This window comes from Entomomonas sp. E2T0 (assembly GCF_025985425.1).
In the GTDB taxonomy this organism is placed as follows: domain Bacteria; phylum Pseudomonadota; class Gammaproteobacteria; order Pseudomonadales; family Pseudomonadaceae; genus Entomomonas.
In genome coordinates, this window is sequence record NZ_CP094972.1 from 1,119,037 (window position 1) to 1,142,831 (window position 23,795).

Below are 23,795 nucleotides of genomic sequence, written 5' to 3' on the forward strand. Positions count from 1 at the left end.
AATCATAGACTGCTTTTTTAAGTGGTTTAGCGTGAGAGGCTATTATGAGTACTACATTTTTTATTCCTGCTGTAAATGTTATGGGTGATGGTGCGTTAGCGGATGCAGTTGGATTACTGAAAGGTTATGGTTTCAAACAAGCATTAATAGTGACAGATGATTTTTTAAATAAATCAGGAGTTGTCAAACAATTAACAGACTTATTAGATAAAGAAAATATTAAAGCAGCCGTTTATGCTGGCACTAAGCCAAACCCTACCACTAAAAATGTACAAGAAGGTTTGGATTTATTAAAAGCAAATAACTGTGATTTCGTAATCTCTTTGGGTGGTGGTTCTCCTCATGATTGTGCAAAGGGCATTGCGCTATGCGCTACCAATGGTGGTCATATTAGTGATTATGAAGGTCTAGATCGTTCTGCTAAACCACAATTACCACTTGTAGCAATTAATACGACAGCTGGTACAGCCAGCGAAATGACTCGTTTCTGTATTATTACAGATGAAGAGCGTCATATAAAAATGGCCATTGTTGATCGTAATACAACACCTATTTTATCAGTGAATGATCCCCAATTAATGCACGGTAAACCACCAGCTTTAACAGCTGCAACAGGTATGGATGCGTTAACACATGCTGTTGAAGCTTATGTTTCCATTGCGGCTAACCCAATTACAGATGCTTGTGCGTTGAAAGCAGTTACCTTAATTGCAGAAAACTTACGTACTGCTGTTAAAGAAGGTACTAATGCAGTAGCCCGTGAAAACATGGCTTATGCGCAATTCTTAGCAGGTATGGCGTTCAATAATGCTTCTTTAGGTTATGTACATGCGATGGCTCACCAATTAGGTGGCTTCTATGACTTGCCTCATGGAGTTTGTAATGCAGTATTATTACCTCATGTTCAAGAGTATAACTTACCTTCATGCGCACCACGTTTAAAAGACGTTGCGGCTGCTATGGGTGTTGATGTTAAAGATATGACTGATGAGCAAGGGGCTAAAGCTTGTGTTGCTGAAATTAAAAAATTAGCAAAAGATGTAGGTATTCCTGCTAACTTAACAGCACTTAATGCCAAAGCAGAAGATATTCCTACATTAGCTGCTAATGCATTAAAAGATGCTTGTGCAATTACTAATCCTCGTCAAGGTAATCAAGCAGAAGTTGAAGGAATCTTCAAAGCTGCTATGTAATCTCTGTTAAGTAACAGGTCGTTCGGCCTGTTACTTATTTGAAAATATAAAAACCATAAAAATTAAATAAGATAATTGTCCTAGTATAGGATTATAGCGGCTCATTTATGCGCTAAATAAAATATCCTAAATACAACTTTACAATACTATGATTAAAAGTATTTTTGTTTCTCTAACAATTATGAAGATAATACTTAGCCTACAAATAAAGTATTTATAAAAAAAATGATTTTGATTTATTATCAGTTATGATGATAAATAAGAGGTGTTACGTTAAATAGATAAGGGAGTTATTTTGAAATATATTATTATTGTGATAATAGTATTAGTAGCAGGCTATTTTATTTTGGAAAATAAAAAGCCTCAAGAAGAACCCGTGCGCCTGACAAATGAAGATATAAATAATTTCTTTACAGGGGGTGAAAATGTTGGTCAAAATAATGCGCAAGATACTATTCACCTTTATTCCACGGCATGGTGTGGCTACTGCAAAAAAGCAAGAAATATACTTATACAAAGCGGTGTTCGTTATAAAGAATATGATATTGAAAAAGATGCTATGGCATATGAGAGGCATAAAAAGTTAGGTGGTCGTGGAGTTCCTTTGATAGAAGCAAATGGCAAACTTATTAAAGGCTATAATGAACAGATTTTAAAAGAATTAGTTGCAGATAAACGTTATCAACCTTAAGAGAATATAAATATCAATGAACTTAGTAAAACATAGCATAATAATTCTTTTAGTAATTATGCTAGGTGCTTGTGGTAAATCAGAAGTTCAGTATGACGCTATTAGCTCAGGTACCACTGTAGTTGCATTTGGTGATAGTGTTACTTATGGCTATGGTGTTTCTAAAGAACAAAATTACCCCACTCGATTAGCAGTGATTACAGGTTGGAATATTATTAATGCTGGTGTTTCTGGTGAACGTGCAGATCAGGCAAAAAATAGAATTTCATCGGTATTAAAACAATACCAACCAAAATTGGTATTGATTGAAATAGGTGGTAATGATTTTTTAAAGCGACGTAAAGAGCAAGCAGTAAAAGAGGATATCAGATCTATTATTAATACTGTTAAGGCAGAAAATGCTATTCCTGTATTAATAGCTGTTCCTGCATTATCTCCTATAGCGATGATTGGGTTGCCTTCAGATTCATCAATTTATAAAGAGTTAGCTAAAGAAGAAAATATCATATTAATTGATTCTGTTTTTTCTAATGTTTTAAGGGATGAAAAATTAAGACTAGACAATATCCATCCTAATGCACAGGGCTATCAGCAAATGGTAGGGGGTATCGTAGAGCAGTTAAGAAGTAATGGTTTATTATAGTTAGATGAACTAATGATGAAAAAAATGGTTTAATGGTTGACTGTTAATTTAAGATAATTTAAATTGCGCACAAAATTTCAATTCAACTACTGCAAAGGAGATTAATTATGCTTGTTACTACAATCCTTTGCAGGTCATTCCAAGGTTAATAATACCTTTCTTGCCTTGGTTTAGGCCTGCCAATTCTACAAATGAGTAATAGTGCTATTCTATAAAGAATAGAGTTTGCTATTGCCTAAAATTTTTAAATATATAATTAATGGAATTGGTCTATGGGCAATTTTATTCGTACTTTGTCTGAAGGTGTTTCGTTAGTCGCCTCAGATGATACGTGGATTGAAGGAAATGCAATCCAACAATTACAAACAACTGCAAAACTAACAGGTATGCTGAAAGTAATAGGCATGCCAGATTTACATCCAGGACGTGGTTATCCTATTGGTGCTGCTTTCTTCTCGGTAGGGCGTTTTTATCCTGCCTTAGTGGGTGGAGATATTGGTTGTGGTATGTCTCTTTGGCAAACAACTATTAATGCAGTAGGTTTAAATTTAGATAAACTGGAGAAACGTTTAGGTAGTATTGATGCGCCATTAGAAAATGAAGAGAAACAACAGTTATTAGATGAAGTTGAATCTTTATCTAGCAATGCACCTGGTACTATTGGTTCAGGTAACCATTTTGCAGAGTTGCAACAGCTAGAGACTATTTATGATGAAGCGATAACTACTAGCTTGCAGTTGGATAAAAAGAACTTACAGCTATTAGTACATAGTGGTTCAAGGGGTTTGGGTGGGAATATTTTACGTAGTCATGTAGAGCGTTTTAACCATAATGGCTTATTAGAGAACACTATAGAAGCAACAGATTATTTAACTCAACATAATCAGGCATTGCTTTTTGCTATTGAAAATAGAGAACTAATAGCTAGGCGCATACTAAAACGTTTACGAGGTAAAGGGCATAAATTATTAGATATTAGCCATAACCTAGTTACTCCAGTAATCATTGCAGGCAAACAAGGTTGGTTACATCGTAAAGGTGCCGCTCCTGCGGATAAGGGGTTAGTTGTTATTCCAGGTTCTCGAGGTGATTATAGTTACCTAGTAGCGCCCGTTGATACTGAGCAAGGTTTGCTTTCATTGGCACATGGTGCAGGCCGTAAATGGATGCGTTCGGAATGTAAAGGGCGATTAGTTAATCGCTATACGGCCGCCCAGTTAACGCGAACAAAACTGGGTAGTCGAGTGGTTTGTTGTGATCGTGAGTTACTTTATGAAGAAGCACCACAGGCTTATAAGTCAATTGATACAGTAATTGAGGCAATGTTAGGGGCAGGGCTTATTAAGTTAGTAGCACGTTTTAAACCTGTTCTTACTTATAAAACCCAGAAGGAGGATAATTAATGTTATTACTTCAATTATCTTCTGCACAAGGGCCTGAAGAATGTTGTTTAGCTGTCGCTAAGGCATTGCAAAAACTATATAAAGAAGCAGAGCAAGCCAAGGTTAAGCTAGCCATTATTGAACAAGAAAAGGGACGTAATACTAATACATTACGTTCTGTGCTTGTCACTTTAGATGGTGAGCAAGAGCAAGTTATTGCAGAGCAATGGATAGGTTCTATTCAGTGGATTTGTCCTAGTCCTTATCGTCCTAATCATGGTCGTAAAAATTGGTTTATAGGTGTAGCTTGTTTTGATACACCTGATGTGCCTCATGAGAGTGAGATTAAGTTTGAAACGATGCGCTCATCAGGTGCTGGCGGTCAGCATGTTAATAAAACAGATTCAGCAGTAAGAGCCACGCATGTAGCTACGGGGATTACGGTTAAAGTACAAAGTGAACGTAGTCAACATGCTAATAAGCGTTTAGCTTTATTGTTGATAAGTCAAAAATTAGCTGAGAAAAAGCAGTTAATCGAGGGAGAACACAAAGCTGAGCGACGGTTATTTCACCATCATATTGAACGAGGCAATGCTAAGCGTGTTTTTAAAGGTATGAACTTTATAGAGTAAAATATAGCCACTGAGAATCAGTGGCTATGTAATGCGTCATAAATTTGTTCTGCTAATTTACGGCTGATACCTGACACTTTGGCGATTTCATCAAGACTTGCTCTACTAATTTCTTGTAAGCCGCCAAAGTGCTTTAATAAATCTCTACGGCGTTTCGCGCCTACTCCTGCTATTCCTTCTAATTTAGAGGTGCGACGTGCTTTATCACGTCGATTACGATGGCCTGTAATAGCGAATCGATGAGACTCATCCCTAATCTGTTGAATTAAGTGAAGTGCAGGGGAGTGTGTTGGCAGAGTAAACTCATGCTCAGCATCATTTAGATAAAGGGTTTCTAATCCGGGTTTACGGGTTACACCTTTAGCAACACCTAATAGTGTTAGATTAAGTTGTAACTCTTCCATCACTTGTTGAGCCATACTCAGTTGCCCTTTACCACCATCGATTAACAGCATATCGGGTAGTTTCCCTTCACCTTCTTTGGCTCTTTTAAAGCGTCTAGTTAATGCTTGGTGCATAGCAGCATAATCATCACCGGCAGTGATACCCTCGATATTAAAACGACGGTAGTCAGATTTAATAGCACCTTCTTGACCAAATACCACACAAGAAGCAACAGTGGCTTCACCGCTGGAATGGCTAATATCAAAACATTCTAGGCGTTCAGGTACTTCACTTAATTGTAATGCCTCAGCTAGCGCCTCAAAACGAGCTGCCATATGCAAACGATTAGTTAAACGTGCAGTTAATGCTTGTGTAGCATTAGTAAGGGTAAGCTGTTGCCATTTAGCTCTGGTTCCTCTGACACGTTGGCTAATTATTAATTCATGGTTTGTCTTTTGTGCAATGGCGCCAATCAATAAAGGAAAGTCATCATGTAATGCATTAACAATTAATTCATTAGGAAAATCACGATCAGGATTACCTAAATAATATTGACTAATAAAAGCATAAAGTACGGTTTGAGTATCTTCTTCTATTGAAACTTGTGGGAAGAAGTTTTTGCTACCTAATACACGGCCATTACGTACTGTCATTAAACTAACACAAGCACCGCCAGGATTAACAACAGCAGCAATAATATCTACATTACCTGTGCCACCTTCCATACTTTGTTGATCTTGAACGCGTCGTATTAACGATATTTGATCGCGTAATTCAGCCGCTACTTCAAAATTTAAACTTTCAGCAGCCTGCTCCATTTGTTCAGTTAATTCTTTTGTTAGCTCTTGGTTGCGGCCTTCTAAAAATAAAGTAGAACGTCGTACATCTTCACCATATTCTTGATGAGTTACTAAGTTGACACAAGGTGCTTTGCAACGTTTAATTTGGTGTTGCAAACAAGGACGGGTACGGTTTTTAAAGTAACTGTTTTCACACTGTCTTACTTTAAATGTTTTTTGTAGTAAATTTAAGCTTTCACGTATAGCACCAACGCTAGGGTATGGGCCAAAATAGCGACCTTTTTGTTTTTTATTTCCTCGGTGAATACTAAATCTTGGAAATTCATCTTCAGTAGATAAAAACACATAGGGATAAGACTTATCATCTCTGAGTAAAATATTGTAAGGTGGGCGATATTCCTTAATCAATGTTTGCTCAAGCAGCAATGCTTCGGTTTCATTGGCTGTAATGGTGATTTCAATGCGAGCAATTTTACTGACTAAAGCTGCTGTTTTTGGTGCTAAACCTGTTTGTCGAAAGTAACTGGCAAGACGTTTTTTTAGGTTTTTTGCTTTTCCTACATAAAGTAATTCATCCTGAGTATCGAACATACGATATACACCAGGATGAACACTACAGGTACTTAAAAAGGCTTTTGCATCAAATAGTTCAGACATAAATTATGGTTGTCTTGCTGTATGCCAGAGCCGAGCAATATCACTGGCTCGTTTCATTAGTAGATTATTAGCTTCAAATTTAGCTTCTGCCAAAGACATAGGAGAGCCTATAAGACTAAAGGCAGCATCAATTCCCTCTTGATAGACAACATCATATTCTTTACCAAGAGTTCCTGCTATAGCAATAACAGGAATATTTTGTTTTTTAGCTAGTTTAGCAACACCAATAGGAGTTTTGCCCATCACTGACTGTTTATCAATTTGACCTTCACCCGTAATAACCAAATCGGCATTTTGCATATTTTTTTCTAATTGAGTGATTTGTGCTATTAATTCAACGCCTGGTTTAAAGTCAGCATTTAAGAAAAGTTTTGCAGCAAAACCTAGGCCACCAGCTGCTCCTGCACCTGCAAAACTTCGTTCATCGCGAAAGTATTTATTTTGGCATACTGTAGCAAAATGACCTAAAGCAGCATCTAAGATTGCAACTTGTTGTTCTGTTGCCCCTTTTTGTGGCCCAAATATAACAGAAGCCCCTTTTTTGCCACAAAGAGGATTGTTTACATCAGAGGCTACTATAAATTTAGTTTGAGCTATTTGGGGATGTAATAATGTATCATCAATGGTTACTACTTGGCTTAATGCGGCTCCACCTGCGGCAATAGGTTGTCCCTGTGCATTTAATAATTTTAAGCCTAGAGCTGCCATCATTCCTGCGCCAGCATCATTAGTAGCACTGCCACCAATAGTAAGAATAATAACTCTTGCTCCTTTATCAAGGGCTTTTAGAATCAGTTGGCCTGTACCGTAACTAGAGGCTACGATTGGGTTTCGCTCATTGGGAGCTAAACATTGTAAGCCACTAGCCTCCGCCATTTCAATGATAGCTGATTTGTTTTGGGGAAACCATGCCCAATGCGCTTTTACAGGGCGTCCTAATGGGTCATTAACCTCATCAATACAAAAATCACCTTTTAAAACATGCAAAATAGCATTGATAGAACCTTCTCCTCCATCAGCCATTGGATGGCAAACTACTTCATCGTGAGGAAAAATATCCTTCCAACCCTTAGCAATAGCTGCTGCTACATCACTAGCAGCTAGGCATTCTTTAAATGAATCAGGAGCAATAACAACTTTCATAATACACCATATATTTTATTAGGATTGTTTAGGGCGGTAGGCGCAATGATTAGCTCTAGGTCCTATTTGTGGATGATTCCTACAAGTATTAGGTCTTTTTTCATAAACACTACAAAGCCTTGTTTTTTTGTTTAAAAAATAGCAATCATTATTAGCCATTCGAGTTAATGTAAAAAGCTCTTTTTTTTGATTAAAGTGTTCTACAATTCCTTGCTTTTTTAATTGCTTGGCAATATTTTTTAAAGGTTCTTCTCGCTCAAATTCATCGACTATCTCTAGTCGAATCAAATCATCTAATTTAACTTCAACAGGAAGTTGACAACAACTTGCTGCACAACTTTCACAAAGCCCTTTACGATATTTTATCCATGTTTCTAATCGATCAGGATCTGCAGCACTTATTAAATTATAACTCATAAGTGTTAACTATTATTTTACCTCAGATGGTGGATTTAAGTGTTGATCTGTTTCGGTAGTTTCTTCATCTACATTAGTTATTTCGTCTGACCTGCCAATGGTTGGTGGAGCATCTATAATTAATTCTTCAGGAATTTCATCAATGCGTGGATCAAGAGTGGCGCCTACTGTAGAAATAGTTGTAGTAACAACAACATGCTGTAAAGGACCATCTTCTGCATATTTGACTTTGTTAGGTTTTACCCATATTGCAATAAGTAATGCTGCAATTGAGCTAGCGATATAGTATGCGCTAGGTCGAAAATATTCCATTAATGTACCAATAAGAATAGGCCCGATACTTGCACCTATACCATAGGCAGATAGCAATAAGGCGCTTAATGCTACACGTTTTGATTGTTCAACATTATCATTAGCAAAAGCAATAGCTAAGGGATAGAAGGTAAATAAAAATATACCGCCAATAAATCCACAAGCCATCATTAGTAAAGTAGGAAGCTCAATAAAACCCCATAAAGGAATAGTAGAAATTGCAAAAAGTAAAGCATTAATACGGATCAGTTTAGCGCGGTTAAAATGGTCAGATAACCAACCAATAGGCCATTGTGCTAAGAAGCCTGCACCAATACAGACCATCACAAATAAACTAGCATTAGAAGTATCTAGGCCACTCTTTTTAGCATAAACAGCAGCTAAGCCATAGAAAGAGCCTACCATGATTCCTACTAAAAAAATCATAATTAGCGCTTGTGGAACTTTTTGCCAGAAGAAACCAATCTCTAATGGCGCAGTGGCTAGTTTTGCAGGGTGAACACGGCGTGTCATTGCAATGGGAATTAAACAGGCAGCGAATAGCATTGCAATCATAATAAGTGGTTTAAAATCTAGAGTAGGAAATTGATGTAGATAAGCTTGACCTAACATTAATCCTAAATCAGTGGCAATCATATAACCAGCAAAAGCAATACCCCGTTGGTTTTCCTCTGCTTGTTCGTTAAGCCAACTTTCTAAAACCATGTATTGGTTCATCATTACAATACCGATAATAAAACGTAGTGCTACCCATACAGTAATATTCTCAATTAATACATAAGCTAATGTTGCAATTGTTGCTAAGCCTGCACAGGCTACATAGGAGCGGATATGTCCAAAACTAGCAATAAGTCTATGACCTATTTTGGCGCCTACTACCAAGCCTGCATAAAAAGCAGTGGTTAAACTGCCAATAAGCATTTCACTGACACCTTCGGATGTAAGTCTTAACCCAAGATAAGTAGTAAAAAGGCCAGAGCCTGCAAGCATTAAAATAGTGGCTAAATAAATGGCAGGGAAAGTGTAAATAGGGTTGTTAGTCATATCATTGATAGCTGTAGTTTTATTGAAAAGAAGTTCTGATTATAGAGGGGTAGTTTTAAACATACTATTCTACAATAGGTAAAATCAGCTTAGTATGTATTTTTTATTGTTATAATAAATATTTTGTAATAGAGCGTTAGGAGTATTGGATCGTGGCTACTGAATTGATAATAAGGAATGCTAAATCTAGCGATGCGGCAACTATTTTATCGTTAATAACAGAGTTAGCTATTTATGAGAAGGCAGAGCATGAGGTATTAGCAACAGAAGAAACTATTAAATCATCTTTATTTTCTGACGACTCAACTGCTGAAGCGTTAGTTTGTGAAAATGACCAAGGTGAAATAGTGGCTTATGCTATTTATTTTTATAACTATTCGACATGGTTAGCTAAAAAAGGGCTGTATTTAGAAGATTTGTATGTGAAAGAAAGTGAAAGAGGTAAGGGGATTGGTAAACAGTTGCTATTGCATTTAGCAAAAATGGCGGTGGAGCAGGGATGTGGTCGTTTTGAGTGGAGTGTGCTTGATTGGAATACGCCAGCTATTGAATTTTATGAGTCGTTAGGTGCTAAACCACAAGATGAGTGGACTGTGTATAGGCTAACTGAGAGTACGTTAAAAAAATTAGTCAGTTAAGATGGGATGATGTTTAAAAAGTCCTGAGTACTTTTGGTAGTGAGGATGAAGTACTCAGGCAATGGGCTACTTTTATAAATACAATACTATTTACTAACTAAATATCGAGATCGAAATTATCTGTCCAGCTTACTTTTTGCCATATTCCTTTATTAAACTTACCCTTAGCATCAGGAACAAATGGATCTTTATCTTTCCCTTTAGGTAAAGGATTATCCTCTGATAAGAGTCCTAGTCCAGGAGCAATGGTACAGAAATTACCATTACAGTAGGCAGTTACATCTGGAGGTAAAGTAGAAACACTAGTTTCTAAATAAGCTTCTGTTAATAAAGATATTCCTGTTGCTATATCAAAGTTATAAGTCCGTTGTGTGCCTGAACCAGGAACACAGTTTTTTGTGACTGTTTTAGTAGGAGTATAGGTATTAAAAACTATACGTTCAAAGTCAGCATATGCGGCAGAAACAACCTTTTCTCCAGCTGAATTAGCAGATGTACCTAGCCTAATAACAAAACCATTTTTTAGTTTGTCTTCATTAGTTAATGTTTGACCATCTAATGAGGTAACAGCTAAATTATCTTCTGTAATCACTGTACCAGTAGGTGAGTCAACTAGTTTTGGAAGACGTAAGGAATAGATTCTATCTTCTGTATCTGTTGATAAGGGGTGAGCTCTATAGCCAGAGCCTATGCTAACAGACAATGTGTTTTTGAGATTTTCTGATGAAAACTCAGTAATTACAGGAGCATAATAAAATCTACGGGAGCCTTTCAGATCATCAGTAGCAAATTTGGCTACAATACCATTCTCTCCTCCCCCTGAGGTTATTAAATTACTTAAGGCATTACCATTATTGACTTTAAAGCGCCATAATTGTCCACCCATATCGCCAAAAAAGAGATCTGTAATTAAATTATCAGTTGCACTAGATGTATCAATAGTATCTGTAACCACTGCAACAGGGCTTGGAATACTATAACTCATATTCGATGAGGTAGACCAGATTAGCTTACCGTCTTTGGCATTAACAATATATAAAGCATTACCTACAGTGTCTGCATGACGAACTGGATTATCATCTTGTGATTTATCATAGCCGCCACCAAAGATAAGTACAGGAGTTATTGTTCCCTCTATATCTATTTTACCTAATACAGGTGTAGACCATGTATCACCTAATTTAGTAAAACCAGCTGTTGTATTATTAATCATCCAAGCCAGTTTAGGCGAGTTTTTATTGCTAATATTAAGTGCGTATAAGTAAGGACCACCGCGTCCAGAGACTACATAAGCAAAAGCATCTTCACCTGTATTAATATATCCATCACTGTTCTTATCATCATGATAAATAATAATATTACCATCCATACCATAATTTCTAACTTCATTGATGAATAAAGTTTTTCTTGCTTGTAAATGTTGGATGATAGGCAACATCTCTTTAGGCATATACTCATACAAAGCTTGCCCAGAAGTCACATCAAATCCTCTGATAAAACCATCATTACCAGCCAACAACGCAACTTGGTTTAAGTCAGCAAAATCACATTCAAGTATAGTTTCTCCAGAGGCACAACCATAAGTAGCAAGATTTACTCCACTTTTAGCTGAGTCACCTATTTTCTTAGTATTTTCCTCTGTGCTACCACCTGCAAAATATTTATAGCCACGAATAAAGTCTAATAACCCTTTACGAACATTATCTTGATTATCACCAGATAATGCTAAATCAGTATTGGTTAAGCTAGAGGAGGCTCTTAATTCTTCAGTAGTTGTTCCATTTATAGTGAATACATTTCTTAATGCAGGAGTTTTTAACTGAGCTACAACACCACCTTGGTCAACATTACCACCATCTGCTGTAGACCAACGGCTGGAAGCTGTATTTTTTATTGAGCCATCTGCGTTAAGAGCTGAGGCGCCTTTGGTATCATAGAGAACTGCACGTTGTCCTATTTCTCCACCAGTTAATGTGGCTTCTATATATTTCATTTGAAAGCTTTTCATATTACCAGGCCAGTAATCATAGTTTTCAGATTTATAAAGTGCGTAATATACTTCATTACGTTGCTTATACTTAGTCTGAGGACTCATAGTTACTTGACCACTAGTACTAGGGCTATCTACAAGTAATGCACCACTAACAATATCTTTAAATGCTTCAGTTAGTTCAGATGCATTACTAGCATTATAAGATTTACCCATGCCATATGATGCAAGGTCATTAATAAATTTTTGGGCGTTACTAGTACTAGATAATGTAAAACCAATAGCATGGGTTCTAATATAATTACCACCCTCTAAATCAGATTGACTCTGCCTTGCCATCCAAGAGGTTAACGCTCGTCCACATCTTTCGTATGTGGTTGCATAATGATCGGCAATAGTTGCGCCTTCACTATCGGTATATATTGGGCAAGACCCAGATGCTCCAGTCATGTAATAGCCCGTATTAACATAGCCCGCATAGTTTGCCTCACCATCTGTCATAAGAACTAAATGAGTTAGCTGACATCCTTCTTGTAAAGGACTTGTACCATATGCAGGAACATGATAAGGCCCTTTAGTCGCTGTGCTATACGTTTTAGTAATATTGCTTACATATTTTGCAACATTAAGTATGGATTCAACAATTTGGGTACTGCCCGTTGTAAAAAGTCCGAAGGTGGTATACAACAAATCATCTCGATAAGTTTTGCTATTATCTGCTACCAAAGAATTTTCTACTTCAATTTCTAGTGTAGGACGATAAGCTGCAGTAGTACTCGTACTAAAATACATAGTCGTCGTTATGGATGGTCTGAGATAAAAGGCAATAGCATTACCATCTTGCCAGTCTGCTTGGCTAATTTTATTTCTGACAGCATCCGTTACATCGCAGGTAACATATTGGCTTCCTGTTCCTGATGAAGTAGTGCAAGTAATAGCTGAACCACTTGAATCAACTCTACCTCTAAAATAATTGGTAAAAGGTCTAAATTGTGGAGCATTTATTTCAGGATCTGTCCAGATAGAAAAATTAATAGCAGTCGTAGTTGTTCTATAAAATTTGAGTTGAGCTTTTTTTATAGCTGTAGTTGAGGTAATACCAGCAGTAGTTGCATTTTTGACTAAGATATTATTAAAACGATAGCCAATAGTTGTGGTATTTGATGTTGCATAAGATTGAGTCGATGTTCCATTAAAGGCATTCCTGAGGGCAAGAACAGCTTTATTTGTAGTAGGTGATAATTGGTAGCCATTATCTAAGCCATTTATTATTGGCTGAGTTAATATAGTATAACCTGAATTACTTGATGTTGTTTTGGTCACAACGTCCTTTGATGTATCAATACTATCAAGATCAACAACTTGATAGTTTTGATAAAAGCCTGTAGCAAAACTCATTATACCAATACGAAGACCTTTAATATCGTCACTGGTTAATATATTTTCCATAGATTCTTTTAGAACATCTAGTCTAGTTTTATTAGTGCCTAACACGCTAGTCATGGAACCTGAGATATCCAATAGGAAAATAATATTCGGTTTAGTGGTAGATAGATCTTTGCTGAAGAATATTTCAGAGTCATCTGAATGGCTAATTGTAGAGCAACTAATTAATGAGCAAGCTAGTAGTGCTTTTATATGGCGTCTGTCCATGTCTAAATCCTTCTTAATATGTATTGTTATAAAACGTTTGTTTCACAACAACACTCAAGGCCCATAAATCTTGGCCGTATTACCTTTTTGCAAAATAGTTACTGTTATAAACGAAATTTTTCTTTAAAAATAACATTAAGTCACTGTTTGTTAGACTTTAGCATAGTTTTTAAAAAAAAACACATGTGAAGGGTAACTTTTTTTTTAAAATTCATATGTTATAAATATGTTTTGTGATGGGGATAACGATTCTTTATAAGAAAATACAATTGGATAATTAGGAAAAATATATTAGCCAGCCATTATGCTATATAAGTATATTAAGCTTTATCATACAAAGAGATAGGTATCAAATTAATTTCTTAAAGATATAAAATATAACCATAAACAATTGTTTATAAAAACTTTAGCACAACTTTCTAAAAAAATAACATGTATATGGTAATATTTATTTAAAAAAAGATACTTTATAGGTGGTTTTTTATGGTTGTGATAACGTTCCATAATTAAAAAGCCTAATTTAATTAATTAAATGCTTGTATAAAATGTATTTATTAGTAAATAAATTACATAGGTAAATTAAAAATATTGTTTAAGAACTTGTAATTAATAATGTAGGTATTAACTTTAAATTGTTCGGGTGTATAGAAAACATTAATCGTTTTTGGTAGTAGATATTTCATAAAAGTCATCTGTTAAAATTTCAAAAATCAATTAAGGTTTTTGATTTGGTAAAAGGGGGAATAAAGGAAAGGTTTGGCAAGAGGATACCAATGATTTCCTAATTTAGAAAAATACTGGGCTTATTTAAATGGTTAACATATTAGATGTCGGCCAACAAATACGTCGTATAAGAAAGTTAAAGTTACTTTCACAAGAATCGTTATCTGAAAAAATAGGTATCGATCCCAAGTCTCTTGGGCGTATAGAAAAAGGCGACTATTATCCTGCAATGGATACCTTATACAGGTTATCTGTTGCATTGAAAGTGCCTATTCAGGATTTGTTTCCTGATATAGGGGGAAATAAAGAAATTTCTGTAACAGAAGATATCAGACATTTCCTTGTTGATTTCATATATTCTGCTAGTGAGCAGCAATTAGTTAAGCTATATAAAGCGGCTTTAAAACTAAAAGATTAATTAGTATTAAAGTTAGATAAAGAGGGGTTTTCACCTGTGAAGTTTTAAGCGGTTTTTTGATAGAAAAGATTAATAAAATTATTATATTTTGAAGATCAAAAACCAATTTTGGTTTATAGCTGTTTACTTAGAAGTGTCTAGTTTTATTAAGTATGAAGACATGAATTTATCAGAAATTTTCTAATCAACTTGAGTTGAATAGGGTATTACTTGATATTTTAAGTAAAGATAGTTGATATATAGCTACCAACTTGAGGAGTTAACTTCTCAAGTTGGCATGGGGGACTTTTATCTCTAAAACTATATAAATTTAGAATATAAATAGATTGATTATTTATAACGTAATTGTTTTATATAACATATTCTTTAATTTTGAGGAGGGCTTGCAGAGACATTTTAGAGAATGGAAGGAATAGTAAAAATATTATTACTAAAATAAGTAATAATATTTTTAGGTAATATAAAACTATTTTTAAGTTTGAAATAAATGAATGTCTTAGCAAAGATTTTCTTTATGAAATATTAAATGGCTTTGAATAAAGCTAGCAATAAAGTAATAACTATGATCATATCCCTGTTGTAACCTGAGTGTTAAAGGCCATTCTCGGTTTATAGCAATTTTTTCAAAAGCTTCGGGTTGTAACTGCTCAAGCATAAAGTTATCTGCTGTTCCTTGGTCGATTAAGATAGGAAAAGGCTCAGCTTGATAGTGCTCAAGTAAGAAACAACTATCATAGTTTTGCCAAACTTTTTGATCATTACCTAAATAATGGCTAAATGCTTTTTGTCCCCAAGGAACTTGACTAGGATTTACAATAGGTGCAAAAGCAGAAGCAGAGCAATAATGATCAGGATGACGCAATGCTAGCATTAATGCTCCATGACCACCCATTGAATGACCTGCAATAGACTGTTTACCATTAGTATTAAAATGATTATCGATTAAATCAATCAGCTCTACACTGATATAATCAAACATTTGGTAGTTCTGTTGCCAAGGCTGCTCAGTTGCGTTGATATAAAAACCAGCACCTTGCCCTAAATCATAGGCATCATTATTAGCAACTTGCTCACCACGAGGACTTGTATCGGGCATAACTAAAATAAGCCCTAAGTCAGCGGCATAAGCTTGAGCACCAGCTTTAGTGGTAAAGTTTTCATCAGTACAGGTTAGCCCAGAAAGCCAATAAAGAACAGGTAATGGTTGTGTTTTATATTGTGGGGGCAAGTAGATAGAAAAATTCATGTCACAGTTTAATGTGGAGGAAAAATGTTTAAATCTTTTTTGTTCACCGCCAAAAGATAAATGGCTTTCTAGTTCTGTTAGGCTCATTGGGGCATTCCTATTCTTTAATAACGAATTACTGTACGAATTGATTTTCCTTCATGCATGAGATCAAAAGCTTTATTGATTTCATCTAGTGGTAATTCATAGGTGATAAAGTCATCTAAATCAAATTGTCCTTGCATATAATTATCAACAATACTTGGTAATTGTGAACGGCCTTTTACTCCACCAAAAGCAGAGCCACGCCATACACGGCCAGTCACTAGCTGGAATGGTCGAGTTGCAATTTCTTCACCTGCACCTGCTACACCAATAATAACGGACTCTCCCCAGCCTTTGTGGCAGCACTCTAATGCAGAACGCATTACGTTTACATTGCCAATACACTCAAAAGAGAAATCAACACCACCATCTGTCATTTCTACAATAACATCTTGAATTGGTTTGTCATAATCTTTGGGATTAATGCAATCTGTAGCCCCCAGTTTTTTGGCTAATTCAAACTTACTAGGGTTAAGATCAATAGCAATAATACGGCTGGCACCTACTGTTTTAGCAGCCATAATTACTGCCAAGCCAATGCCCCCTAAACCAAATACAGCTACTGTGTCGCCTGCTTTAACTTTTGCTGTATTAGTTACTGCTCCCATACCTGTAGTAATACCACAGCCTAATAAGCAAACTTTTTCTAAAGGTGCATCTTTGCTAATTTTTGCTACTGCAATTTCAGGTACTACCGTGTATTCTGAGAAGGTAGATGTTCCCATATAATGGAAAATAGGTTTACCATCTTTAAAGAAACGGGTAGTGCCATCAGGCATTAAACCTTTGCCTTGTGTACTACGGATAGCCTGACAAAGATTAGTTTTACCAGAAAGACAAAACTTACATTTACCACACTCTGGGGTGTAAAGAGGAATAACATGGTCTCCCACTGCTAAACTAGTAACACCTTCACCTACTGCTTCAATAATACCCGCTCCTTCATGTCCTAAAATAGCAGGAAATATTCCTTCCGGATCAGAGCCAGATAAAGTATAAGCATCGGTATGACAAACACCTGTTGCCATAATACGAATAAGTACTTCACCTTTTTGAGGAGGCATTAAATCTACTTCTTCAATAGATAAGGGCTGGTTGGGAGCCCATGCTACAGCCGCACGAGTTTTAATCATATTCATGTTATCTCTCCTCAGATTACTTGTTCTAAAAGTATTTATTCTAATCTATTTAATAAAAGTAACGCTATGATTAACAAGTTAATGGTATATAACGATTATTAAGTTTGGTATGTGAGATATTAGAAGAGAGCTAATGGGTAAAGTTAGTTGCTAACTTTACCCATCATTTTTGTTAGTTGATTTTGTCTTGTTTTTGTTGTTTTATAGATAACAGCCCAATTGTTGTAATCTGTTGAGTAGTAGTTTGATAGGTCGTTAGTAACCATTGCTCCATATGTTGTTTTAGAGCGAGGCCTAGTTGAATATCTTCTCGAAGTCCACGAACCTTAGTCATTTATTGTTTCCTCTTTTGCTAATGGATGAGTTTTGTTAACTTTGGGTAGGCTGGCTACTTTGTACCAATCAAGATTACGGGTAATAATCATCGCTATACTTAAGATACTGAACACTAAAATAGTACCCATGATTAAGCTATAATCTTCTGCATTGAGCAGTACATAAAGCATGATATAGAGGAGTGTTAATGAAACTGTAAAGATTAGCCCTTGTTTTATATTGTTGAGAATACTTGTTACATAGAATCCAATAACTGCTATACAGGAAATGGCTGAACATAAGTAAGCTAAAGCAAAACCTATATGTTCTGATAGTGAAAGTAATAATAAAAAGAATAAAGCCAGTGATATTCCCACAAAAGAATATTGAATAGGGTGGATAGCAAGCCTTTTAATAATTTCAAAAAGAAAGAAACCAAAGAATGTTAAACCAATAAATAAAATGGCATATTTAATTGCACGACTACTTTTTAGATATTGATCAACAGGGTCTATTAAACTAACACCAAAATTATTATTGGAAAATTGATGGCAGTTATTTTTAACTAAACAATCTTTAAACTTACTTTCCATATCACTAGCAAAAAAGTTGGTTTGCCAATCTGCGGTAAAGCCTTTTTTAGCAACATCTCTTTTAATAGGTAAAAAATTACCATCAAAACTAGGGTGAGGCCAATTACTAGTTAGTGTTACATTAGTTTCCTTACCAATGGGTGAAACATTGAAGCTAGACGTTCCTTGCAGGCTGAGTTGAATAGCATAGCTATAATCGCCCCCTTTTTGCAAAGAGGTGGAGTCTAGTTTGCCATTGATTCCAGAACCTAATTTGGAGTTTTCTGTGCCAGGATTAATAGCTAATGTTTGTTTATTAAAGATAAACTTAGAATTATTACTAATACCTCTAATATCACTAATACCTACAGCAATAATAGGTTGTTCAAATTGATAATTTTCTAAATTACTTTCTATACCGAAATTTTCAGGAATTTTAAAATTGCCTGTTATCTCATTATTTAGTTGATAGAGTCTAGCTTCATAAATACCACGTTTACGTTTTTCCACATTTAAGTCTCCTGTTAAGTTAAAAGACTCAGGAAAGAAATAAAGTGTTCCTCGCTGCTGATGGTATTGTTTATCATTATTGACATAATAAGTTTTAGTATAGGGAACAATTATCAAAGGCCCTGTAATTGTCTGACTCAGTGCCGAACTTTGGGCTATTTCATTAACTACTTTATTGCGTAATGACATGCGCTCATTAATAAGCCCATAAATCATGGTGATCGGAATAAGTAGTAAACCGATTAACAGTAAAATGGTAATAATCTTGAAAGCCAGCTGCCGCTGCATATGCATAATAGAACTCCTTTAGTAATGTTTAATAACAGTATCTACAGTCGTTATGGAGTTTGTATGAAAAGAATATGGGGTTTTTGTGGAAATTGTATGGGGGGTTATTTATGATAAAAGCAGTTAATTTTAATCATTAAAGAATCTATACAATGAACAAGTTATTTTTTTGCATTATATTTTTATTTATACAAGTCAGTTATGGCAAAAGTTGGCAAGATAATAGTGAGATAGAAAGGTTATTTGTTGATAATAATGTGGTAGGTACTTTTGTACTCTATGACGTTCAGCAAGACCAACTGATTGGCTGTAATCAAATTCGTGCTAATACACGTTTTATTCCTGCCTCTACCTTTAAAATAATAAATAGTTTAATTGGTTTAGCAACTAAAACAGTGAAGGATATTGATGAAAAATTACCCTATGGTGGTAAGCCTCAACCCATTAAAACATGGCAACAAGATATGGGTTTAAGGGAGGCTATAAAAGTATCTAATGTCCCTATTTATCAGGAATTAGCAAGAAGGATAGGCATTGCAAAGATGCAGGCAAATATTAAGCTATTAAATTATGGTAATACGAATATAGGGCAAGTAGTGGATAATTTCTGGCTAGTTGGACCTTTAAAAATTAGTGCGGTGGAACAAGCTATTTTTTTAGCTGAGTTAGCACAACAAAAATTGCCGTATGATAAAAAAGTACAGCAAGCTGTTCATGAAATTACATTATTAGATCAAGGGGAAAACTGGCAACTACATGGCAAAACAGGTTGGGCAGATAATCATCAACCTGATATAGGTTGGTTTGTCGGTTGGGTAGAAAAAGAAGGGAAAATTTATAGCTTTGCATTAAATATAGATATGCTAGAGCCTAAAAAGGATATTAGTAAGCGCATAGCTATAGTTAAACAATCGCTTAAGCTATTAGGTATTTTATAAGTTTATTTTTAAATATAGTTATTGCGCAATATTTTTATACGTCGTTGAATGACGTTGTCGTACTAATTGTACTGTCTTCAGTCATTCGCCTTGTCTAAAATTATATAGAAATAGCTATAGGAAAAGATAAGGTGACTAAAACACCCTCTTGATAGTTTGTAATAGAAAGTTGTCCTTTATGTAAAAGTACCACTTCTTGTACAAAGTTTAAGCCTAGCCCTGTGCTTTTACGCCCAGTTTTTGGGCGAGCTAAAGAATAAAAACGTTCACATAAGCGATTAAGAGCATAGTCTGGAATACTAGCACCTTGATTATAAAAATTAATTGCAAGTTGTTGATTAGTTATCTTGCTATTAATCTTTAACAGTCCTTGATCAGCAATAAAGTCTAATGCATTATCCAATATATTAGATAATGCTTGTTCTAATAAAAATACTTCCCCTTGAAGGGTTAATTGCTCATCAATATTCACTTCTACATTAAGCTGTTGTTGAGCAATACGTGAAGACTTACTGGCTAATAGTTTTTGTATCAGTGGTAGTATAGGGATAGTGTTAATTTCTTCCAAAGTTTGACGTTGTTCAACCATACTGAGATTCAGTAAACGGTCGGCTAGTTTTTGTAAGCGTTCACTTTCACTATCGATATTCTTTAGAAAGAGAGTTCTTTTCTCAATCGGCATATCTTGTTGTAATAACTCTGTAGCACCACGAATGGCTGCTAAGGGGCTTTTTAACTCATGGGTTAGGGTATGCACATAACGTTCTACATAGTTTTTACCATCAAGTTCGCCACGCATTTTATCTAGTGCTTTAGCTAGTTGAGTCAATTCTCCGCCATAGAACTGTGGCGCTTTAATTCGTTCCCCCTTACTAATGGCGTTTGCATAAAGTGTGAAACGGTGAAGTGAAGCACCAAGCCACCATGATAATAGGGCACCTACAGCTAGACTAGCGATAAGTAAGATAACACCAAAAAAGATTAACCTTGATTCAGCTTTATTGATATAGGGACTAACCGTGATATTTGGTTTTCCTACCGTGAGTACACCAATAATTTTATTTTCATACTTAATAGGTGCGGCAACATACATAATGGTTGATTTATCATCTTTAGGATTTTCTTGGGTAGTTCGTGCTCCATAGGCACCATGTAAGGTTAAATAGACATCACGCCAACGTGAATAGTCTTTGCCAACCTCTTTACCCGTTGAGTCGAATAGCACAATGCCTTTATCGTTGGTAATATAAATGCGCATAGCTACTGAATTTTTGGCTATTCCCCAAATAGAAGCATTAGGATCACGTTTTTGATAAGCAGCTAAGCGGTGTTGTAGATAATATTGGTTGATTTTACCTTGTTGCAGATCGTCACTAACGATTTCTGCTAATAAATTGGCCGTATCTACTAAGGTTTCTTCAGTGGTTTGGCGAATGCTAGGATAAATTTGATTAGAAAATAAATTCACCATAAAGTAACCACAAAGCGCTACAAACAAGAAATAGAATAGAAATATACGTTTTGCTAATGCCATTTTATCTTTACTGTATTAATAATTAGTTTGGGTCATAGCTGTAGCCAAAGCCGCGATGAGTACGAATAACATCTAAGTTGCTATCTATTTCCCTTATTTTGGCTCTAAGTGTTTTAATATGGCTATCAATATTGCGTTCATATCCAGCATCAACGGCAATACCCAACGCATCTAGTAATTGCTCTCTACTAAAAACACGTTTGGGTTGAGAGAGTAGATAGCGGAATAAGTTAAATTCATGGCGAGTTAAATTGATTGGCTGTTGTTGTAAATAGATAGTGTAAGCGCTTTCATCAACAGAAAATAATTTATCATCTGTAGTAGGGCTATTTGTTTTTTGAGAGGTATTGGTAGTTCTTTTTAAAATAGCACGTACTCTTGCGGCTACTTCACGTGGGCTAAAAGGTTTAACGACATAATCATCAGCACCTATTTCTAAGCCAACCACTCGATCAATCTCACTATCCCTCGCTGTTAAAAATATAACAGGTACTTCTGAGAAGCGTCGTAATTGACGACAAACCTCAAAACCATTAAGGTCTGGTAGTCCTACATCTAATATCCACAAATCAGCAGGCGTTTGTTTGTGTTGCTCTAGTGCTTTATTGCCAAGTGTTAACCATGTGCATTCAAAGCCCTCACTTTGTAAAGCATATAATAATGTATCAGCAATTGCTGCTTCATCTTCTATGATTAAGATATGAGGCATTGGATATATCCGTTATGTTTATTAGCAAAGCTAAATAGGTTTGATAGTAAGTTTAACATAATAGCTTTATTGTTTTACTGTGTTAAGTTAAAGAAATGAAACGTAATAACTGATTGATTTCTTATGAAATGGTCTTATATAACCTTAATAGTTTTAGTATTAATAGGCTATTAAATTTAGTAATGCAACGCTATGTTATAATCTATAGCCTATAGTAGTTTTTAAAATAACAAGGCTGATGCTTTGTTATTTAGTAGTAGCTGAAAGTTACTGCACAAAATATGGAGAGTATATGAGTGATCTTTTAAAGGCAGTTAGTCAGCAATTATTAATACCTAATGGTTTGGATATTGAAACCCTGCCAAGTATTTTATCAGTAGCAGTAGGTAAAGGTATTGATACCGCAGATTTATATTTTCAACATGCTATTATCGAAAGTTGGGCGTTAGAAGATGGTATTGTTAAACAAGGCACTTTCAATGTTGATCAAGGTGTGGGTATTCGCTCGCAAGCAATGGAAAAAACAGGGTTTGCTTTTAGTAATACATTAACAAAAGAAGCTTTGATACAAGCAGCTACTGCGGCTAAATCAATTGTTAACAGTGGTCAAACTGGTCGTGTACAAACTTTTGCTAAAGTTGCCCCTAGTTCACTTTATATTGCTGAAAACCCGTTAGAAGCCGTAGCAAGAGAAGAAAAAGTAGCATTATTAAAGAGTATTGATCAAGCCATAAGAGCTTTGGATTCTCGTATACAACAAGTAACGGTTAGCTTAACAGGCGTTTGGGAACATATTTTAGTGGCTTCTTCTGATGGTGATTTAGCGGCTGATATCCGTCCATTAGTGCGCTTTAATGTCAGTATAGTGGTTGAACAAAACGGCCGTAGAGAAAGTGGTAGTCACGGTGGTGGTGGGCGTAGAGATTATAGTTACTTTTTAACTGAGGATCGGGCTATGAGCTATGCTAAAGAGGCATTACGTCAAGCACTGGTTAACTTAGAGGCAGTGCCAGCACCTGCTGGAACACTGCCTGTGGTATTAGGCTCTGGTTGGTCTGGAGTGTTGCTGCATGAGGCTGTGGGACACGGTTTGGAAGGTGATTTTAACCGTAAAGGTAGTTCTGCTTATAGTGGTCGTATTGGTGAGAAAGTAGCTTCCTCACTGTGTACCATAGTGGATGACGGTACTTTAGCCGATAGACGAGGCTCTTTAACTGTAGATGATGAAGGTACGCCTACCGAGTGTACGACCTTAATTGAGAATGGTATTTTAAAAGGTTATATACACGATAAGCTAAATGCTCGCTTGATGAAACAAAAACCTACAGGTAATGGTCGTAGAGAGTCTTATGCCTATTTACCAATGCCACGTATGACCAATACCTATATGTTAGCAGGTGAAAGTGATCCAGAAGAGATTATCCAATCAGTTAAATATGGTATTTATTGTGCAAGTTTAGGTGGTGGGCAAGTAGATATTACCAGCGGTAAGTTTGTGTTCTCCACCAGTGAGGCATATTTAATTGAGAATGGTAAATTAACCTCGCCTATTAAAGGTGCTATGTTAATTGGTAATGGGCCAGATGTAATGAATCAAGTATCTATGGTAGGTAATGACTTGGCTTTAGATAGTGGTATTGGAACTTGTGGTAAAGATGGTCAATCAGTTCCTGTAGGGGTGGGGCAACCAACCTTAAAAATAGATGCAATAACAGTGGGTGGAACGGGTATATGATAGTA

The 23,795-nt window shown here is 35.7% G+C and carries 20 protein-coding genes; 9 read left to right on the forward strand and 11 right to left on the reverse strand.

Annotation, left to right across the window (positions count from 1 at the left end; genetic code table 11):
- The first annotated feature begins 44 nt into the window (after nucleotides 1-44).
- From yiaY to prfH, 5 genes are all read left to right on the forward strand, one after another.
- Nucleotides 45-1,193, forward strand: coding sequence for an L-threonine dehydrogenase (gene yiaY / locus MTZ49_RS05480; protein WP_264747352.1), 1,149 nt, complete (start codon nucleotides 45-47; stop codon nucleotides 1,191-1,193).
- 295 nt (nucleotides 1,194-1,488) lie between these two features.
- A complete protein-coding gene (locus MTZ49_RS05485; protein WP_264747353.1) occupies nucleotides 1,489-1,884 on the forward strand; it encodes a glutaredoxin domain-containing protein in 396 nt (131 codons plus the stop codon).
- 16 nt (nucleotides 1,885-1,900) lie between these two features.
- Nucleotides 1,901-2,527: a GDSL-type esterase/lipase family protein gene (locus MTZ49_RS05490; RefSeq protein ID WP_264747354.1), complete on the forward strand. Its 627-nt coding sequence runs from the start codon at nucleotides 1,901-1,903 to the stop codon at nucleotides 2,525-2,527.
- 272 nt (nucleotides 2,528-2,799) lie between these two features.
- Nucleotides 2,800-3,930, forward strand: coding sequence for an RNA ligase RtcB family protein (locus tag MTZ49_RS05495; protein WP_264747355.1), 1,131 nt, complete (start codon nucleotides 2,800-2,802; stop codon nucleotides 3,928-3,930).
- Nucleotides 3,930-4,541 carry a peptide chain release factor H gene (prfH, locus tag MTZ49_RS05500; RefSeq protein WP_264747356.1) on the forward strand — a complete coding sequence of 204 codons (612 nt, stop codon included), beginning with the start codon at nucleotides 3,930-3,932 and terminating at the stop codon, nucleotides 4,539-4,541. Before MTZ49_RS05495 ends, prfH begins: the two co-directional genes overlap by 1 nt.
- Nucleotides 4,542-4,558: 17 nt before the next feature.
- On the opposite strand, the gene uvrC is transcribed toward prfH, so the two are convergent.
- Genes uvrC through MTZ49_RS05520 form a run of 4 tightly spaced genes read right to left on the reverse strand, consistent with a single transcriptional unit; the run spans nucleotide 4,559 to nucleotide 9,298 of the window.
- A complete protein-coding gene (uvrC, locus tag MTZ49_RS05505) occupies nucleotides 4,559-6,382 on the reverse strand; it encodes an excinuclease ABC subunit UvrC (protein WP_264747357.1) in 1,824 nt (607 codons plus the stop codon).
- Between the two features lie 3 nt (nucleotides 6,383-6,385).
- Nucleotides 6,386-7,525 (reverse strand): glycerate kinase, encoded by a 1,140-nt coding sequence (locus MTZ49_RS05510; protein WP_264747358.1) that lies wholly within the window; start codon nucleotides 7,523-7,525, stop codon nucleotides 6,386-6,388.
- 18 nt (nucleotides 7,526-7,543) lie between these two features.
- Nucleotides 7,544-7,942 carry a YkgJ family cysteine cluster protein gene (locus MTZ49_RS05515; RefSeq protein ID WP_264747359.1) on the reverse strand — a complete coding sequence of 133 codons (399 nt, stop codon included), beginning with the start codon at nucleotides 7,940-7,942 and terminating at the stop codon, nucleotides 7,544-7,546.
- 12 nt (nucleotides 7,943-7,954) lie between these two features.
- Nucleotides 7,955-9,298: an MFS transporter gene (locus MTZ49_RS05520; protein ID WP_264747360.1), complete on the reverse strand. Its 1,344-nt coding sequence runs from the start codon at nucleotides 9,296-9,298 to the stop codon at nucleotides 7,955-7,957.
- A gap of 152 nt (nucleotides 9,299-9,450) precedes the next feature.
- Between MTZ49_RS05520 and MTZ49_RS05525 the strand changes: the two genes are divergently transcribed.
- On the forward strand, nucleotides 9,451-9,936 hold the full coding sequence (locus MTZ49_RS05525; protein ID WP_264747361.1) for a GNAT family N-acetyltransferase: 486 nt from the start codon (nucleotides 9,451-9,453) through the stop codon (nucleotides 9,934-9,936).
- Nucleotides 9,937-10,033: 97 nt separating this feature from the next.
- On the opposite strand, the gene MTZ49_RS05530 is transcribed toward MTZ49_RS05525, so the two are convergent.
- Nucleotides 10,034-13,579 (reverse strand): hypothetical protein, encoded by a 3,546-nt coding sequence (locus tag MTZ49_RS05530; RefSeq protein WP_264747362.1) that lies wholly within the window; start codon nucleotides 13,577-13,579, stop codon nucleotides 10,034-10,036.
- An 811-nt stretch (nucleotides 13,580-14,390) separates the two neighbouring features.
- On the opposite strand from MTZ49_RS05530, the gene MTZ49_RS05535 reads away from it, so the two are divergent.
- Entirely contained in the window at nucleotides 14,391-14,720 is a 330-nt protein-coding gene (locus MTZ49_RS05535) for a helix-turn-helix transcriptional regulator (protein WP_264747363.1), read from the forward strand.
- Nucleotides 14,721-15,216: 496 nt separating this feature from the next.
- On the opposite strand, the gene fghA is transcribed toward MTZ49_RS05535, so the two are convergent.
- The 4 genes from fghA to creD all read right to left on the reverse strand — a co-directional run bounded on the left by fghA (nucleotide 15,217) and on the right by creD (nucleotide 18,874).
- Nucleotides 15,217-16,053 (reverse strand): S-formylglutathione hydrolase, encoded by an 837-nt coding sequence (fghA, locus tag MTZ49_RS05540; protein WP_264747364.1) that lies wholly within the window; start codon nucleotides 16,051-16,053, stop codon nucleotides 15,217-15,219.
- Nucleotides 16,054-16,070: 17 nt separating this feature from the next.
- Nucleotides 16,071-17,183 (reverse strand): S-(hydroxymethyl)glutathione dehydrogenase/class III alcohol dehydrogenase, encoded by a 1,113-nt coding sequence (locus tag MTZ49_RS05545; protein WP_264747836.1) that lies wholly within the window; start codon nucleotides 17,181-17,183, stop codon nucleotides 16,071-16,073.
- Nucleotides 17,184-17,361: 178 nt separating this feature from the next.
- On the reverse strand, nucleotides 17,362-17,523 hold the full coding sequence (locus tag MTZ49_RS05550; protein WP_264747365.1) for a hypothetical protein: 162 nt from the start codon (nucleotides 17,521-17,523) through the stop codon (nucleotides 17,362-17,364).
- Nucleotides 17,516-18,874 carry a cell envelope integrity protein CreD gene (gene creD / locus MTZ49_RS05555; RefSeq protein WP_264747837.1) on the reverse strand — a complete coding sequence of 453 codons (1,359 nt, stop codon included), beginning with the start codon at nucleotides 18,872-18,874 and terminating at the stop codon, nucleotides 17,516-17,518. Before creD ends, MTZ49_RS05550 begins: the two co-directional genes overlap by 8 nt.
- Nucleotides 18,875-19,026: 152 nt before the next feature.
- On the opposite strand from creD, the gene blaOXA reads away from it, so the two are divergent.
- Entirely contained in the window at nucleotides 19,027-19,812 is a 786-nt protein-coding gene (blaOXA, locus tag MTZ49_RS05560; RefSeq protein WP_264747366.1) for a class D beta-lactamase, read from the forward strand.
- Nucleotides 19,813-19,912: 100 nt separating this feature from the next.
- Here the strand turns inward: blaOXA and creC are convergent, their stop codons facing one another.
- On the reverse strand, nucleotides 19,913-21,346 hold the full coding sequence (gene creC, locus MTZ49_RS05565; protein ID WP_264747367.1) for a two-component system sensor histidine kinase CreC: 1,434 nt from the start codon (nucleotides 21,344-21,346) through the stop codon (nucleotides 19,913-19,915).
- A 22-nt stretch (nucleotides 21,347-21,368) separates the two neighbouring features.
- Nucleotides 21,369-22,055, reverse strand: a complete 687-nt coding sequence (creB, locus tag MTZ49_RS05570) for a two-component system response regulator CreB (RefSeq protein ID WP_264747368.1) — start codon at nucleotides 22,053-22,055, stop codon at nucleotides 21,369-21,371.
- A gap of 292 nt (nucleotides 22,056-22,347) precedes the next feature.
- Here creB and tldD point away from each other — a divergent pair, with 292 nt between their 5' ends.
- Nucleotides 22,348-23,790 (forward strand): metalloprotease TldD, encoded by a 1,443-nt coding sequence (tldD, locus tag MTZ49_RS05575; protein ID WP_264747369.1) that lies wholly within the window; start codon nucleotides 22,348-22,350, stop codon nucleotides 23,788-23,790.
- Nucleotides 23,791-23,795: the final 5 nt, after the last annotated feature.